Here is a 14,053-nt window from a genome sequence, read left to right as displayed (position 1 = left end):
CAAATCATTTAATGATAGACTCATTAACGCTTTCGCTGTTCAGTTTTCAAAGAGCATTTCGCGCTATCAAGCGCTCCGTTTCATTTCCCTACTACAGATTATGTAGTGGTGCCGGCGATAGGACTTGAACCCACAACCCCCTGATTACAAGTCAGGTGCTCTACCAATTGAGCTACACCGGCATTTGTTTGTTTTCGTTGTGTGCGTTTCGTGTGTGTCCCGCTCACGAGATTTAATATAGCACGTATAAATTTTAAATGCAATAGAAAATCTAAAATAATTTCATTCAGAATAAAAATCGAACAAAAAAAGAGCAGTGGAACGACTCCCCCACCGCTCTTTTCTTCTATATATAATATTAACCCGCTCGAAAGCCCTCTCCCAACACTTCCTGAGCAGGGCACAAAATAATGAAGGCATCCGGGTCCACGGAACGCACCATGATTTTCAGCTTACTCACTTCACTTTGGCTAACCACTGCCATGAGCACCTTACGCGCGTCGCCGGTATATCCACCAGCACCATCCAACAAAGTGACGCCACGATCCAAATCATACAAGATGGTTTCTCTCAGCGTATCTGTTTCATTCGAAATGATATAAGCGACCTTGGAAGTATTCCAGCCCATCTGAACAATATCAATCGTCTTGCTGGTCACAAACAACGCGATAAGTGCATACAATGCTTTTTCCGGATCGAATACAATCCCCGCAAACAAGATCACTAGTCCATCAAATACAGCTACACATGCACCCAAGCTAAATCCTGAATATTTGTGGAGGATTTGTGATGCAATGGAAAAACCGCCCGTCGATCCTCTCCCCCGAAACACGATACCTATCCCAAGCCCTACCCCGATTCCCCCATAAATACTTGCCAGCAGGAGGTTCGTCGTTAACGGCTGTAGGTGACTGGTCAGCATGACACACAACGGGAGAACAATCGAACCAACCGCCGCCTTCATACTGTATTGCCGATCGAGTAGTTTAAATCCTAATAGAAACAAAGGAATATTCATTGCCCATTGCACGACTGCTGGAGAAAAGCCAAACAAGTTATGCAAAATCGTAGACAGCCCAGAAACGCCTCCAGAAGCAATTTGGTTTGGATTCAGAAACAGATTGAAACTTGTTGCCAATACTAGCGATCCTAGAACCAGCATGCCGTATTCGAGTATTTTTCGCTGCGGACTGTTCATCTGGATTGCGGTTCGTCTTTTTCGTGCCACATGGTTCCACTCCTGACATTATCACGTAAGCAAAATCCGCACATACACTACCATGTTTTGGTCGAAAAGAAAACCCCTATTTCCTCATCCCTCTTATGTAAGATTTACGCATCCCCCAGAAACATGCACGCGCAAGCCAAGAGCTGGATAAGATATGGAAAGAAAAAGTTGACTGCACACAAAATAAAAAGGATAATTACAATATAGTAATTATTATAATCTAAGAATGAGGTGACCTGTAATGGATCATCATATTGTCAGTGTCACACAACAAGTAAAGCATCTAGGAAAAAGATTAACCATCCAAAGAAGAGCCGTACTCCTTCTTATGCTTAGCAATCGGAAATACTATACAGCCAAAGACGTTTACCATGCTTTAAAAAACGAGATGCCAAACATCACACTCTCAACCGTTTACACCAGCCTGCGCTTTTTCGTGAAAATGGGTATTCTCAAGGAGCATGTTCACCACGACTCCCCCAATCAATTTGAATGTGTGGTAACCATGGACGACATTCAGTTGCCAGAAGTCATTTGATTCCTACTCCTTTTCCTCAACGCAAAAAACTCCTGAAATCATCAGGAGTTTTTTTGTATGCTGTCAGCTATTAAAAATCAAAGTTATCCGGGTCTGGACCAACTCGGTGATTTTGGTTCAGCGCATGAATCATTTCCATGTCTTCTTTCGACAGTTCGAAATCAAATACGGATGCATTCTCGACGATTCGATGCTCCTTGGTCGACTTTGGAATGGTCACAACGCCATTTTGCAAATCCCAGCGTATAATGACTTGAGCAATGGACTTCCCGTATTTTTCTGCCATACCCTTTAGTACTGGATTGTCCAATAGTTGTCCTTGCATCAGCGGAGACCATGCTTCAAATTGAATTCCTTGCTCCTTGCAGTAGGCACGCAGTTCATCTTGGGACAGGCGCGGATGGAATTCCACTTGGTTCACCATCGGCTTAATCTCAGCGTCTTTAAGCAGTTCCTCTAAATGATGAACGTGGAAATTGCTTACCCCGATGGCTTTTACCAACCCTTTTTTGTATAGCGTCTCTAATGCTCTCCATGCTTCTTTGAACTTTCCTTCTACCGGCCAGTGAATGAGGTACAAGTCCAGATATTCCAGCCCGAGTTTTTTCAGGCTCGTCTCATATGCTTCCAACGTGGACTCATACCCCAAATCCGAATTCCATACTTTCGAGGTAACAAAAAGATCTTCTCGCGTGATGCCCGCTTCCTGCAAGCCTGCACGGATTCCACGGCCAACACCTTCTTCGTTGTTATAAATAGCGGCTGTGTCGATACTGCGGTAGCCGTGCTTGATTGCTGTTTTTACAGCTTGCTCGAGCTCCTGACCTTCCTCTACTTTAAAAACACCTAGACCTACCCAAGGCATTTTTACTCCGTTGTACAGCGTAGTCGTATCTTGCAAATGTTTTGGCATAACTTGTCTCCTCCATCCATGTTCTCTATGTTAGTATGACTGTTTCCAGTCACCCAATGTGCTTCATGTCGTTTGACAAGTGTTATTATGAGAGAAACTAACCAAAAGAAAAAGTACGCACTTTTTTGTGTGATAGGCACCAAAAAGTACCTATCATTCAGGAGGAAATCAACTGTGAAGAAGAAGTATAACATATCAGTGGAAGCCACACTCGAAGTCATCGGCGGTAAATGGAAATGTGTTATTTTGTGTCACCTGACTCACGGAAAAAAACGTACGAGTGAGTTGAAAAGACTGATGCCGGGTATTACGCAGAAGATGCTGACGCAGCAACTGAGAGAGCTTGAAGACGATGGCATCATCAACCGGATTATTTACAATCAGGTTCCGCCAAAAGTGGAGTATGAGCTCAGTGAGTACGGCTGGACCTTGAAAAGTATTCTCGATTCGCTCTGCTTATGGGGCGAAAAGCATATCATTAAGGAATACGGCGACAAGTATGCTGTATTGGAAGAAAGTATCTTAAATCAATAATAGAATGGGAGTAGGTGAAGTGGCTTGGGAGCAATCGAAACGCCTGTATTACGTAAATTGGGCAGCTCAGACCTGATGCTTTCTCCTCTAGGCCTAGGCTGCTGGCAGTTCAGCAATGGACAGGGAATGGTGGGGAAGTTTTGGCCTGTCATTGGACCTCACGATGTTTTACAAATTGTGCAGACGAGTTTGCGTGGGGGCATAAACTGGTTTGATACTGCGGAAGTATACGGCAAAGGTCAATCAGAACAGATGCTGGCAAAAGCCTTAAATGCCGGGCCACTAGCGGATTCCGCTCATATTGCGACGAAATGGTGGCCTGTCCTGCGCACCGCCAAAAGTATCGGGAATACAATCGACGAACGCATTCGTTTGCTCGATAACCGCACCATCCATTTGCATCAAGTCCACCAGCCCTACTCCTTGTCTTCTGTTGCAAGCGAAATGAATGAAATGGCCAAGCTCGTCAAGCAAGGCAAGATTCAGAACGTGGGCGTCAGTAACTTTTCCGCCAAAAGTATGCGAGAAGCCGATCGCGTATTGCGCGAGCACGGTCTGCGTCTTATCTCCAATCAAGTGAAATACAGCCTGCTGGACAGAAGGATCGAACAAAACGAGATCCTGGATACGGCAAAAGAGTTGGGCATTGCGATTATCGCCTATTCTCCGCTTGAGCAAGGGATTCTAAGCGGCAAATTTCATAAGAATCCAGCCCTTGTCCAGTCCATTACAGGCCCCCGAAAATGGACATCCGCCTTTCGTTCTGCCGGGCTAAAAAAGTCTCAGCCCCTCATCACGGTCCTCGAGGAGCTGGCACACAGATACGATGCATCCGCTACACAAATCGCCTTGAACTGGTTGATTCACGCTCATGGTGAAACGGTCTTTGCGATTCCAGGCGCTTCCAAAGTCCATCATGCGGAGGAAAATGTCAAGGCCATGCGCTTTTCTTTGACTTCGTCTGAATTGCAAGAGATCGATGCAGCCTCCAAGCAAGTTTTAGCTATCAACAAATGAAAAAGCTGCCGATCTAATCGACAGCCAAAATGGCGTAGCCATACACAGCTCTTCCCAGTAAGCCTAGTGTGTTCAGAGCGGACTGAGCGGTTACATCTTTGGATAAGGCCGTAATGGAAAAGCAGCGATTGTTCGTATACAGCAAGCCTACATCATGCTGTCTACCGGTATCCCAGCCCGATTTACACGGCAGTTCCCATGCAGGATAATTGGATTCTTCCTCGCTTGGCAATTGGGACGGCAGACCATTACGGACTTGCTGCTTTTTCATAATGGCGATCATCTCTTTACAGGCATGCTCAGACAAATAACTGCCCGTTGCCATTTGACCTAGCATACTCGCAACATCTCCAGCCGTTATCTTATTGTTTTCTGTGATGTCGAGTGGATAAATCATCAGCTTGCGTGAATAACAGCTTTGGCGCATTCCCAGATCGATCATAGTCTGGTCGATCTTCGCTTTTCCTACCAAATCAATCAGCATATTTGTCGCCGTATTGTCGCTCTGAATAATCATGAGGGTCACCAAGTCGCGAATCGTAAGCTTCAAGCCTGGAGATAGCGCGTACAAAATCCCCGATCCCCCAACCAAATCCTCTTGGCGTAGAACAAGCGGATCATCCAATCGAAAATGCCCTTGCTCACTTGCCGCGAAAACGGCTGCCATGATCGGCACTTTGATCACACTCTCCGCAATAAACAGCTCGTCCGGTACATGTTCAAAACGGGTTCCTTTAGCTGAGCCTTGCTCCTCCACAACGACGCCCCAAGTCCCCTCCGCTTGTCCGATAATGGCCGACAACCTTATTTCCAGCTCCACAGCTTTTCTTCCTTTCTCCTGTTGGCTTATTGTTTCTTGCCGCTTTCTTTTTATCATACTATTCCGAAAACGAATCAGACAAGAGACTACACCTGCTTACGTTTCGTTTATCCATCCTGAACTTGGAAATAATACGTAAGATAAACCTACGGACAAGGTGAGACTTCATGCAGAACTCCGATAAGATTGGCAGCCGTCAATTTGTCATCCTCGTCACATTCATCACCATAGGAGATTCCATCCTGATCTTACCTTCCGTACCTGCGACTGAAGCAAGTCACGATGGATGGCTATCAGGATTGATCGGCATGGTACTGGGGCTAGCCATCGTATACTTGTTTTGTGTAGTCGGTCGCATCTACCCCGAACAAACGCTGATTGAAAAGAGCAAGCTCATATTTGGGCGTTGGCTCGGCACGTTCTTTTCTCTCTTCTTTTTGGGAGCTATTTTAATCAACGGCGCTGTCTATATACGGACGATTGGGGAATTCATGACCACGCACATCATGAAAGCAACACCCATCCATGCTGTCATGTTTCTATTCGTTGCCTCCGCCATATACGCTGTTCGATTAGGCCTTGAAGCTTTTGCACGGACCAGCGAAATTTTTTTCCTCTGGTTTGTCCTTACGTTCGTTATGTTTTTACTTTTGTTAAGCCCTCAGTTCCAATTCGAGAACCTTTTCCCCTTCATGGAAAATGGCATAAAGCCCGTCATAAGAGGAGTATTTGCAGTCACGGCTTTTCCCTTCTCGGAGCTGGTTATTTTTCTCATGATCACTCCGCTCCTCGATGCAAAACAAAAGCTCACGTCTGCTTTTTTGCGCGGAGCCATTTACGGTAGTCTTTGTCTACTTGCCGTCATCTTCTCATCGCTTTTGGTGCTCGGCCCGGAATTGGTTTCCCGTGAGACATTTCCGAGCTACTCCCTCGCCAAACGAGTCCATGTAGGAGAGTTCTTTCAAAGGCAGGAAGCAATGATGGCTCTCATGTGGTTTGTCTCCATTTATTTCAAAGTCGTACTGTATATGTATGGTTTCTGCGTGGGTATAAAGCAGCTTCTCCATTTAAAGGAGCATCAGTCGCTCACCATGCCCATTTGTATCTTATTTGTCGCCATCGCGATTATCATCGTTCCAAACGGAGCTTTTTTATACGAAACGTATACGTATTGGCCATTCTTTGATTTAACAAAAGGCTTCCTGTATCCGCTGATTCTCATCGTCGGTTATTGGATACGGAAGCAAATAAAAAACAAGCCGGCATCCTTCCAGAAATAAGATGTCGGCTTGTTTTTGCTTATAGTAGTTGTTTGATGGCTGCCACTCGCTCTGCATCGACGTATCGGAGAGCCTGTCCTTCTTCTCGTACTGCCGATCCAAAATGAACCTCTTTGACACCCGTACGTTTCACGAGGTCTCCCACGTTAGCCAGCGACAATCCGCTTCCTGCCAAAATCGTGAGCTGTGTGTTCTCCGTCAGCTTGACGAGCTGCTCGATGCAATCAGCTCCCTCGATGGCCGTTTTTTTACCGCCAGAGGTCAGAATGGTACGAACTTGGGGATATTCCAGGAGAATACGCGCTGCTTCGATTTGATCTACAGCATCATCAAAAGCACGGTGGAACGTCACATTCAAAGCACCTGACTCTCCAAGCAACAACTCCAATCCCCGCTGATCGAGTCTATTTTCTGGAGTCAGCATGCCAAATACGACACCTGCTGCCCCAAGCTCACGGATGATACGTACATCCTGCCGCATGACCGCAAGTTCTTCTGCTGTATAGCAAAACGATTGGCTATGCGGTCGCACCATGACGTTTACCGGGATGGAAACCGCCTTGACCACTGCGTCAATCAATCCCCAGCTCGGAGTAATGCCTCCCTCCAAAATTCCCGAGATGAGCTCCAGCCTGTCAGCTCCACCCTGCTCTGCACGTTTTGCATCCTCAACTGAAGTCGCAATCACTTCCACTAGCATGATACTTCGCCTCCGTTATTAGCATTTGTTCAAGACAAAAACTGGTCGTTTCTCCCCTACCACCAACTGATTATCGTTTTTAATGGCTTTTGGCGCCAGCGCATGCAGTCGGTCGATGGTTTCCTGATTCTCATACTGAATCTGCTCCAAGATCGATGCAATAATAAGCGGCCATACTAATTCAGAGCCATTCAGTACCTTAAGCGAGAAGCTGAGTCTCTCTTTTTTCAAAGCAAAGCCGTATACGCCCATCGCTCCGCCTTTGGCGATTATATTTTCATCCATTAAAAGCGCTGTACAGATGAAGTTGTGACTGGCAATGATCTCGGGACTGCTCGTCATCCAGCCTGTCACTCTCCCTACAGCCTCACGCGTCATGTGATCCTCGATCAGATCCGGGCACGCGAGCTTTAGATATGCGATCGCCAGATGCTTGAGCGGCAGCGCAAAAACCGGGAAGCCACAGCCGTCGACGCTGAGCTGAACCTGCTCTTTTGGATAGTCAGCCAGGTTGGCAAACACCTCTAATGCCTCCTGTTGCGCTGGATGCTCTGCCTTGTAGTAATCATGAGTGGAATATCCTTGATCCTTTGACAACGCCAAGTACCCCAAGTGCTTTCCTGCACAATTATGAAAGAGCCTGCGTTTTTCTATGCCTTGGGACAAGCAAGCAAACTTCGGCTCCTCGTTGAGCGGATAAGTCGGGCAAGTGAGCAATTCGTCTTCCTGAATGCCGGTCTTTCGTAAAATCGACTCCAAGCCTTCCATATGATAGACTTCACCACGATGTGAGGCCGCAAAGAGTGCTGCTTCGCTGCTGTTCAGTCCGAATTTTTCATCAATTTTACGTTTAGCGATGGGAATGGCTTGAAAGGGCTTCGCTGCGGAGCGCAATAAGGTGATATGGTTCTCATCGCCTACCCGATAAGCCACCTCTCCTTTTTCATTTACGCCGCACACGATGCCGTTATGTACGTTCTCCAGAATGCCGCCGCGATATTCTTCCACGAAAGGGACATCTCTCATCAAAATCACCCGCTCCACTCCATGTTGATCGATTATGAAAAAAACACTAGCAGTAGCACCCTCCATCCGTCAATCTTTTTCCAAGCGATAATCCCCCCACTTTGGCGCTGATTGTTGTATAATGTCTCAAGGTGCCCATTTGGGTTCCACAAATAAGAAATCCGTGCATCTGCACGGGAGAGGTTCGCGAACTCCCTCTATAAAAAACTAAGCAGGATAACAGTACCTTTCTTTGGTATTGTTTTTGTTTTTTTGATGGAAAGTTCAAGAACTCTCTTTCTTCTAATTCAATCAAAGTGTGTGTTCAAAAAGTCGGCTTTTCAGCACCGAGAAAGTGGTGAGAACCTGAAAAAGGAGGAGCGGAGTGTAGGGAACCTACATGAGCACCGGACTTCGAAGGTGGACGCCAGTTTCGATGTCGAATCAGCTTTCAGAACGACTTCGTGATCAAAAGACGACTTTTTGAACCACCTCTACAAGGAGATGGAGAGCAATGAAAAAGGAAAAAGCCGTCGTTGTCTTTAGCGGAGGTCAGGACAGCACTACCTGCCTGTTTTGGGCGAAAGAGCAATTCGGCGAAGTAGAAACCCTCACGTTTGATTACGGGCAGCGACACAAGCTGGAGATCGAGTGCGCCCAACAAATTGCCGCAGAGCTCGGCGTCAAAAACTCCGTATTGGACATGAGCCTGTTAAACCAGCTCGCGCCCAATGCACTCACCCGCACAGATATTGACATTACCCAGGAAGAAGGCCAATTGCCATCCACGTTCGTCGACGGACGCAACCTGTTGTTCCTTTCCTTTGCGGGCGTTTTCGCCAAGCAACGAGGAGCACGTCACTTGGTTACCGGTGTATGCGAAACGGATTTTAGCGGTTATCCCGACTGCCGTGACGCCTTTATCAAATCACTGAATGTGACGTTGAATTTGTCGATGGACTATCCGTTTGTGATTCACACGCCGCTCATGTGGCTGAACAAAGCACAAACGTGGAAGCTGGCGGACGATCTGGGTGCCTTCACCTATATTCGCGAAAATACCCTCACCTGCTATAACGGCATCAAAGGAGACGGCTGTGGCGAATGCCCTGCCTGCCACCTGCGAAAAGCCGGACTGGACACTTATCTTTCCGAGAAAAATCAACCTGGAGAACAAGCCTGATGAGCGCGAACTTTGATTTTCGTATCGTCGATCGCATGCAGGCACTGGGTACTCATATTCAAAAATCACAGCTTCGCTACCATAACAAACGCGTTTTGGTAAGCAAGGAATTTACTTTTGACGCTGCACATCATCTGCACGCCTATGAAGGAAAGTGCAAAAATCTCCACGGGCATACGTACACGGTCGTCTTCGGCATCAGCGGCTTTCCGGACGAGATCGGACTCGTGATCGATTTCGGTGACATCAAGCAAATCTGGAAAGAGCACATCGAAATTTATTTGGATCATCGTTATCTGAATGAAATGCTCCCTCCGATGAATACCACCGCCGAAAATATGGTCGTGTGGATTTTCGAAGAGATGGAAAAGCAATTGCAGTCAGATGCCTACCGCGACCACTACAACGGCGCTCGGGTGGAGTTCGTTCGCCTGTTCGAGACACCGACCAGCTATGCAGAGGTAAGACGGGAGTGGATGATGGAATGATCCCGGTCTTGGAAATATTCGGCCCTACGATTCAGGGCGAAGGAATGGTTATCGGACAAAAAACGATGTTTGTGCGAACAGCTGGCTGTGACTATCGTTGTAGCTGGTGCGACTCCGCTTTTACCTGGGATGGATCTGCCCGCGATGAGATCCAGCAAATGTCTCCCGAGGCTATCTGGGAGGAACTCACTCGTTTGGGCGGGGACCGTTTTTCCCATGTCACGATCTCCGGGGGAAATCCTGCGCTTTTGACTGGCATCGGCGACTTACTCGCCCTGTTGAAGGAGCATGGCATTCGCACAGCAATCGAAACACAAGGCAGCAAGTGGCAAGCGTGGCTTCCACTGATTGACGACATTACGATTTCACCCAAGCCGCCTAGCTCCGGGATGGAAACAGATTTTCAAGCGCTTGATCGAATTGTACACGAGCTTTTGGAACAAAAACATCCAGGACTTAGCCTGAAAGTGGTTGTTTTCGACAACGCCGACTTTGCCTATGCACGCACCATTCATCAGCGTTTTCCAGAGGTAACTTTCTACTTGCAGCCAGGAAACAGTGATCTGACGGACGCTGATACGCCTCGGCTTCGGGATAAGCTTTTGGAGAGCTTTGAATGGCTAATCGATCATGCGATGGCGACACCTGACATGAATGACGCGAAGGTTCTACCTCAACTACATGCGCTTGTCTGGGGCAATAAACGAGGCGTTTAAACGATATTTTACTCACATGGAAGAAAAGAGGACTGTACTCATATGGCACATCAACAAGAACGCGATTTATCCTCCCTCACTCTTTTAGGGAATCAAGGCACAACGTACAACTACTCCTATGACCCGAGCGTATTGGAGTCTTTTGACAACAAGCATCCGTACCGTGATTATTTCGTAAAATTCAACTGCCCGGAATTCACGAGCCTGTGCCCGATTACCGGTCAACCAGACTTTGCGACGATCTATATTAGCTACATTCCTGACATCAAAATGGTAGAGAGCAAATCGCTCAAGCTGTACTTGTTCAGTTTCCGCAATCACGGCGATTTCCACGAGGATTGCGTCAACGTCATCATGAACGATTTGATCAAGCTGATGGACCCGCGCTACATCGAGGTATGGGGCAAGTTCACTCCGCGCGGCGGTATCTCGATCGATCCGTATTGCAACTACGGGAAACCGGGGACAAAGTACGAGGAGATGGCGAGTCATCGGATGATGAATCATGATATGTATCCGGAAAAAGTGGATAATCGGTAGAGCCAACAGGTTATGAAAAAGGAAAAACCCTTATTGTAAATAAGGGTTTTTCCTTTTTCAATTGGAAACCAGGCTCGCGATTGTTGGTGTGACTCTACTCCTTCTGCTACGGTTTACTGCGGAAGGAGGTGATTACTATGACCAAGCATCTGTATTTTTACGCAAGTTTCGAAGATGCAGCGCGACTCAATCGGGAGTTGATTCAGCTGGGCTACAGGAATTACTATCTCGAGCCGCACGAACACCTAGTTGCTTTTGTTTTCGAGCCCGTTACCGAGGTGAGTCACGCCATCTTGAGACACTTGTTTGATGCAGATGATCTGTCACACTTAGAAAACTAACGCTGCAGGGCTGGTGCTCCTCAAAGGGGCATCAGTTCCTATTCCTTGGTTGCCTGCTGTTTTCAGCTTTGATGGGCTGCCTAAGTACTCCTTTAAAAGGGGCGCTTTTTAGATATTATTTCCCACCTGAAAATATTGCTAATTTTTGGGTGTAAAGGTAATGTATTGTTGAATATAAATAAATTGGAGGTTATGACATTGAAAAAATTTATCCAATCCACACTTCTCGCATTTTCTGCCATGCTTGTTATTCCGACAAGCGCAATAGCTAGTAGTACCCAACCTCAGTCTACAGAGGCGATTGCTCCTGTTTCGAAGACCACAGAAGTTTTGCGTTACACTAAATTAGAGAGTAGAAGCTCACTTGACTCTAAATGGTTCGATATTCAGTCACCTGGAAAGATTACTGTTCATGTAACGCAGAAAGGCAGGCTTTCCTCCATTAAACCCAACTTGACCTATCGAATCTTGAGTGCAGATGGTTCTAGTCGTCCATTAGGTACTGGACGTTTTGAGGGTAGCGGATCCTTTACTTTTACAAGCACCAAAGAATTACCCGTAGGAAAATACTATATATTGGTATCGAACACTGGAATCGGGAGAGCAGTGGGAACCGTGTCGGTGACAATTCCTTAAATATTCGGATTATTTATGGAGGCTTTCGCATATGAAAGCCTCTTTTCTCTACGCAACTAGTTGCTAACGGATACTTACTCTAGACACGTAACCACGTAACGATTGTGTTCATCTCTCGTTCATATTCAACGTTTACACTTACAAGCGTAGTCAAAAGAAATGAACAGGAGATGATCTTACGTGTTAGCAGCAGCGGTGATTTTTATAAATCTTGCTCTCATTGCCTATACGATTGGAGTATGGGGCGAAAAACGTTCTGGAGAGCTAAAGTCGAAACACCTTATCTTTTTTGGTTTGGGTTTAGTATTCGACACGATTGGAACAACGTTTATGAAATTGCTCGCAGACGGTTCCAGCTTGAATTTGCATGGCATTACCGGGTTGATCGCTTTGATTTTGATGTTTTTCCATACAGTGTGGGCCTGTGTCGTTCTATGGAAAAAGAAAGAACATCAAATCAAGCAATTCCATAAATTTAGCCTAATCGTATGGATTCTATGGCTTGTACCTTATTCCATTGGAGTGGCTTTAAGCTTTATGAAATAGGACTACTCTCCATTTCGCTCCGCATGCGAACAATCTACCCTTCCCTCCACCCTCTCAACTGATGAGAGGGTCATTTGCTTTTCTCTCGGCTGTTCAACATATCGTCAACTTTGCCTAGCATTCGACAATATCTCCTACAGTAATGAGAATGACAATAGTATAAAATGGAATAAATTGATATTTTTAGTAATATACAACAATTGATTACTACTCGATGAACGTTTTCTAAATAACATTCACCATAAAGAAAGGTTGATGCTCATGTTTAAAAAAGCACTTATTATCCTGTCATTAAGTTCAGTCGTCGTAGTACCCTCTCTAGCCACACAAGTCCAAGGGGCAGCACTCCCTACACAGGAAAAGGCAACCACCTACGCTTCCAATAAAAAAATCAGAAACGCCATGTATGGGGAAGAAATCTGGGTGTCGCTTACCTCCCCTATTCCAGCCGGATGGGTTATCGTTAGAAGTTTAGGAACGCAGAACCTGATCAGGAATGTGAACGGTGCTTCTTATGGCGCGGAGGTAGAGGTGCTGCTAGCTTCGCCTATCCCAAACGGATGGGTCATGGTTCGAGCCTTTAGAGGATCGAATGTAATCAAGAATATGAACGGTGCTTCTTATGGTACGGAGATAGAGGTAATGCTCGCCTCGCCTATTCCAATCGGATGGGTCATGGTTCGAGCCTTTGGAGGATCGAATGTAATCAGAAATGTTGATAATGCTTCGTACGGCACGGAGGTAGAAGTGATGCTCGCTTCGCCTATCCCAAAAGGATGGATCATGGTTCGAACCTATGGAGGATCGAATGTGATCAGAAATGTCAATGGTGCTCCTAACGGAACACAGATTGAGGTACTGCAAGCCTCACCTGTTCCTGAAGGATGGATCATTATCAGTTCAGGTGGAAATTCGAAAGTGATCAGGAAAGTTGGCTAAAACAAAGCGCACATGACATACATCTAGTCCGCAGGCTGACGTCGAAATGCAATCGGCATCAGCTTGCGGGCTTTTCTTTAATAAGTTTCCATCAATCGTGGAATATATAAGGGAAGCAAATTCCTAAGGAGGCCACTGATGAGCACGTTTTACGAGAAATATGGTGGGGAAGATACGGTCGCAAAAGTAGTGGACTACTTTTATGATTTAGTTTTAGCTGATGACACCGTGAACCACTTTTTCAAAAACACCGATATGGAAAAACAGCGTAGACACCAAACAAAGTTCATCAGCTATGCCCTCGGTGGTCCAAATCAATACACAGGACACTCCATGGCAAAGGTTCACGAAGGGATGAATCTGCAACCCATTCATTTCGATGCCATCGTTAGGCATTTGCGTGATGCCCTGACTCACTTTGGTGTCAGCGAAGAAGATATTTCCGATGCTCTGAGCAAAGTAGAGTCACTACGGGAGGACATCTTGTATAAATAACCGAGTATCAAAATGCTTGATGCCATGATTCAGGGAACCCCTTCCGTTCCCGGAACAGAGCCAACAAACAGACTGACACCTCAACCCAGTGGATTACGTTCCTCTCAGTGGCCCTTCGCTTTCGATTGGCCATT

The 14,053-nt window shown here is 46.2% G+C and carries 18 protein-coding genes, 1 tRNA gene and 1 riboswitch; of the genes, 13 read left to right on the top strand and 6 right to left on the bottom strand.

What is annotated here, in order from left to right; genetic code table 11:
• Positions 1-106 precede the first annotated feature (106 nt).
• Positions 107-182: transfer RNA gene (locus HP398_RS15755), tRNA-Thr, on the bottom strand.
• A gap of 176 nt (positions 183-358) precedes the next feature.
• Complete coding sequence (locus HP398_RS15750) at positions 359-1,228, bottom strand: YitT family protein (protein ID WP_017251143.1); 870 nt, start codon at positions 1,226-1,228, stop codon at positions 359-361.
• A 241-nt stretch (positions 1,229-1,469) separates the two neighbouring features.
• Between HP398_RS15750 and HP398_RS15745 the strand changes: the two genes are divergently transcribed.
• Entirely contained in the window at positions 1,470-1,766 is a 297-nt protein-coding gene (locus HP398_RS15745) for a Fur family transcriptional regulator (RefSeq protein WP_173623062.1), read from the top strand.
• Positions 1,767-1,836: 70 nt separating this feature from the next.
• On the opposite strand, the gene HP398_RS15740 is transcribed toward HP398_RS15745, so the two are convergent.
• Positions 1,837-2,679 carry an aldo/keto reductase gene (locus tag HP398_RS15740; RefSeq protein WP_069848323.1) on the bottom strand — a complete coding sequence of 281 codons (843 nt, stop codon included), beginning with the start codon at positions 2,677-2,679 and terminating at the stop codon, positions 1,837-1,839.
• 174 nt (positions 2,680-2,853) lie between these two features.
• Between HP398_RS15740 and HP398_RS15735 the strand changes: the two genes are divergently transcribed.
• Both HP398_RS15735 and HP398_RS15730 read left to right on the top strand, forming a co-directional pair.
• Positions 2,854-3,213, top strand: coding sequence for a winged helix-turn-helix transcriptional regulator (locus HP398_RS15735; RefSeq protein WP_017251146.1), 360 nt, complete (start codon positions 2,854-2,856; stop codon positions 3,211-3,213).
• Positions 3,214-3,288: 75 nt separating this feature from the next.
• Entirely contained in the window at positions 3,289-4,230 is a 942-nt protein-coding gene (locus HP398_RS15730) for an aldo/keto reductase (RefSeq protein WP_173623076.1), read from the top strand.
• Positions 4,231-4,243: 13 nt separating this feature from the next.
• Here HP398_RS15730 and HP398_RS15725 read toward each other — a convergent pair whose 3' ends face one another.
• Entirely contained in the window at positions 4,244-5,050 is an 807-nt protein-coding gene (locus tag HP398_RS15725) for a serine hydrolase (protein ID WP_173623061.1), read from the bottom strand.
• Positions 5,051-5,217: 167 nt separating this feature from the next.
• Between HP398_RS15725 and HP398_RS15720 the strand changes: the two genes are divergently transcribed.
• Positions 5,218-6,330, top strand: a complete 1,113-nt coding sequence (locus HP398_RS15720; RefSeq protein WP_173623060.1) for a GerAB/ArcD/ProY family transporter — start codon at positions 5,218-5,220, stop codon at positions 6,328-6,330.
• 19 nt (positions 6,331-6,349) lie between these two features.
• Here HP398_RS15720 and HP398_RS15715 read toward each other — a convergent pair whose 3' ends face one another.
• Positions 6,350-7,030 (bottom strand): copper homeostasis protein CutC, encoded by a 681-nt coding sequence (locus HP398_RS15715; RefSeq protein ID WP_173623059.1) that lies wholly within the window; start codon positions 7,028-7,030, stop codon positions 6,350-6,352.
• Between the two features lie 18 nt (positions 7,031-7,048).
• On the bottom strand, positions 7,049-8,056 hold the full coding sequence (locus HP398_RS15710; protein ID WP_173623058.1) for an asparaginase: 1,008 nt from the start codon (positions 8,054-8,056) through the stop codon (positions 7,049-7,051).
• Between the two features lie 173 nt (positions 8,057-8,229).
• A riboswitch (PreQ1 riboswitch) is annotated at positions 8,230-8,273 on the top strand.
• 276 nt (positions 8,274-8,549) lie between these two features.
• Between HP398_RS15710 and queC the strand changes: the two genes are divergently transcribed.
• From queC to HP398_RS15665, 9 genes are all read left to right on the top strand, one after another.
• Entirely contained in the window at positions 8,550-9,218 is a 669-nt protein-coding gene (gene queC / locus HP398_RS15705) for a 7-cyano-7-deazaguanine synthase QueC (RefSeq protein ID WP_017251152.1), read from the top strand.
• On the top strand, positions 9,218-9,706 hold the full coding sequence (gene queD, locus HP398_RS15700; protein ID WP_106836725.1) for a 6-carboxytetrahydropterin synthase QueD: 489 nt from the start codon (positions 9,218-9,220) through the stop codon (positions 9,704-9,706). The genes queC and queD overlap by 1 nt, the downstream gene beginning before the upstream one ends.
• Positions 9,703-10,422 carry a 7-carboxy-7-deazaguanine synthase QueE gene (gene queE / locus HP398_RS15695; RefSeq protein WP_173623057.1) on the top strand — a complete coding sequence of 240 codons (720 nt, stop codon included), beginning with the start codon at positions 9,703-9,705 and terminating at the stop codon, positions 10,420-10,422. Before queD ends, queE begins: the two co-directional genes overlap by 4 nt.
• A gap of 42 nt (positions 10,423-10,464) precedes the next feature.
• Complete coding sequence (gene queF, locus HP398_RS15690) at positions 10,465-10,962, top strand: preQ(1) synthase (protein WP_007729714.1); 498 nt, start codon at positions 10,465-10,467, stop codon at positions 10,960-10,962.
• A 137-nt stretch (positions 10,963-11,099) separates the two neighbouring features.
• Positions 11,100-11,303, top strand: a complete 204-nt coding sequence (locus HP398_RS15685) for a hypothetical protein (protein ID WP_017251155.1) — start codon at positions 11,100-11,102, stop codon at positions 11,301-11,303.
• Positions 11,304-11,501: 198 nt separating this feature from the next.
• On the top strand, positions 11,502-11,939 hold the full coding sequence (locus HP398_RS15680) for a hypothetical protein (RefSeq protein ID WP_017251156.1): 438 nt from the start codon (positions 11,502-11,504) through the stop codon (positions 11,937-11,939).
• A 180-nt stretch (positions 11,940-12,119) separates the two neighbouring features.
• Positions 12,120-12,485 carry an HsmA family protein gene (locus HP398_RS15675; protein ID WP_017251157.1) on the top strand — a complete coding sequence of 122 codons (366 nt, stop codon included), beginning with the start codon at positions 12,120-12,122 and terminating at the stop codon, positions 12,483-12,485.
• Positions 12,486-12,746: 261 nt separating this feature from the next.
• A complete protein-coding gene (locus tag HP398_RS15670) occupies positions 12,747-13,424 on the top strand; it encodes a hypothetical protein (RefSeq protein WP_173623056.1) in 678 nt (225 codons plus the stop codon).
• Positions 13,425-13,562: 138 nt separating this feature from the next.
• Complete coding sequence (locus HP398_RS15665) at positions 13,563-13,919, top strand: group I truncated hemoglobin (RefSeq protein WP_173623055.1); 357 nt, start codon at positions 13,563-13,565, stop codon at positions 13,917-13,919.
• Positions 13,920-14,053: the final 134 nt, after the last annotated feature.

This window comes from Brevibacillus sp. HB1.4B (genome assembly GCF_013284285.1).
Lineage (GTDB): Bacteria > Bacillota > Bacilli > Brevibacillales > Brevibacillaceae > Brevibacillus > Brevibacillus porteri.
This window is presented reverse-complemented; position numbering and strand designations above follow the sequence as displayed.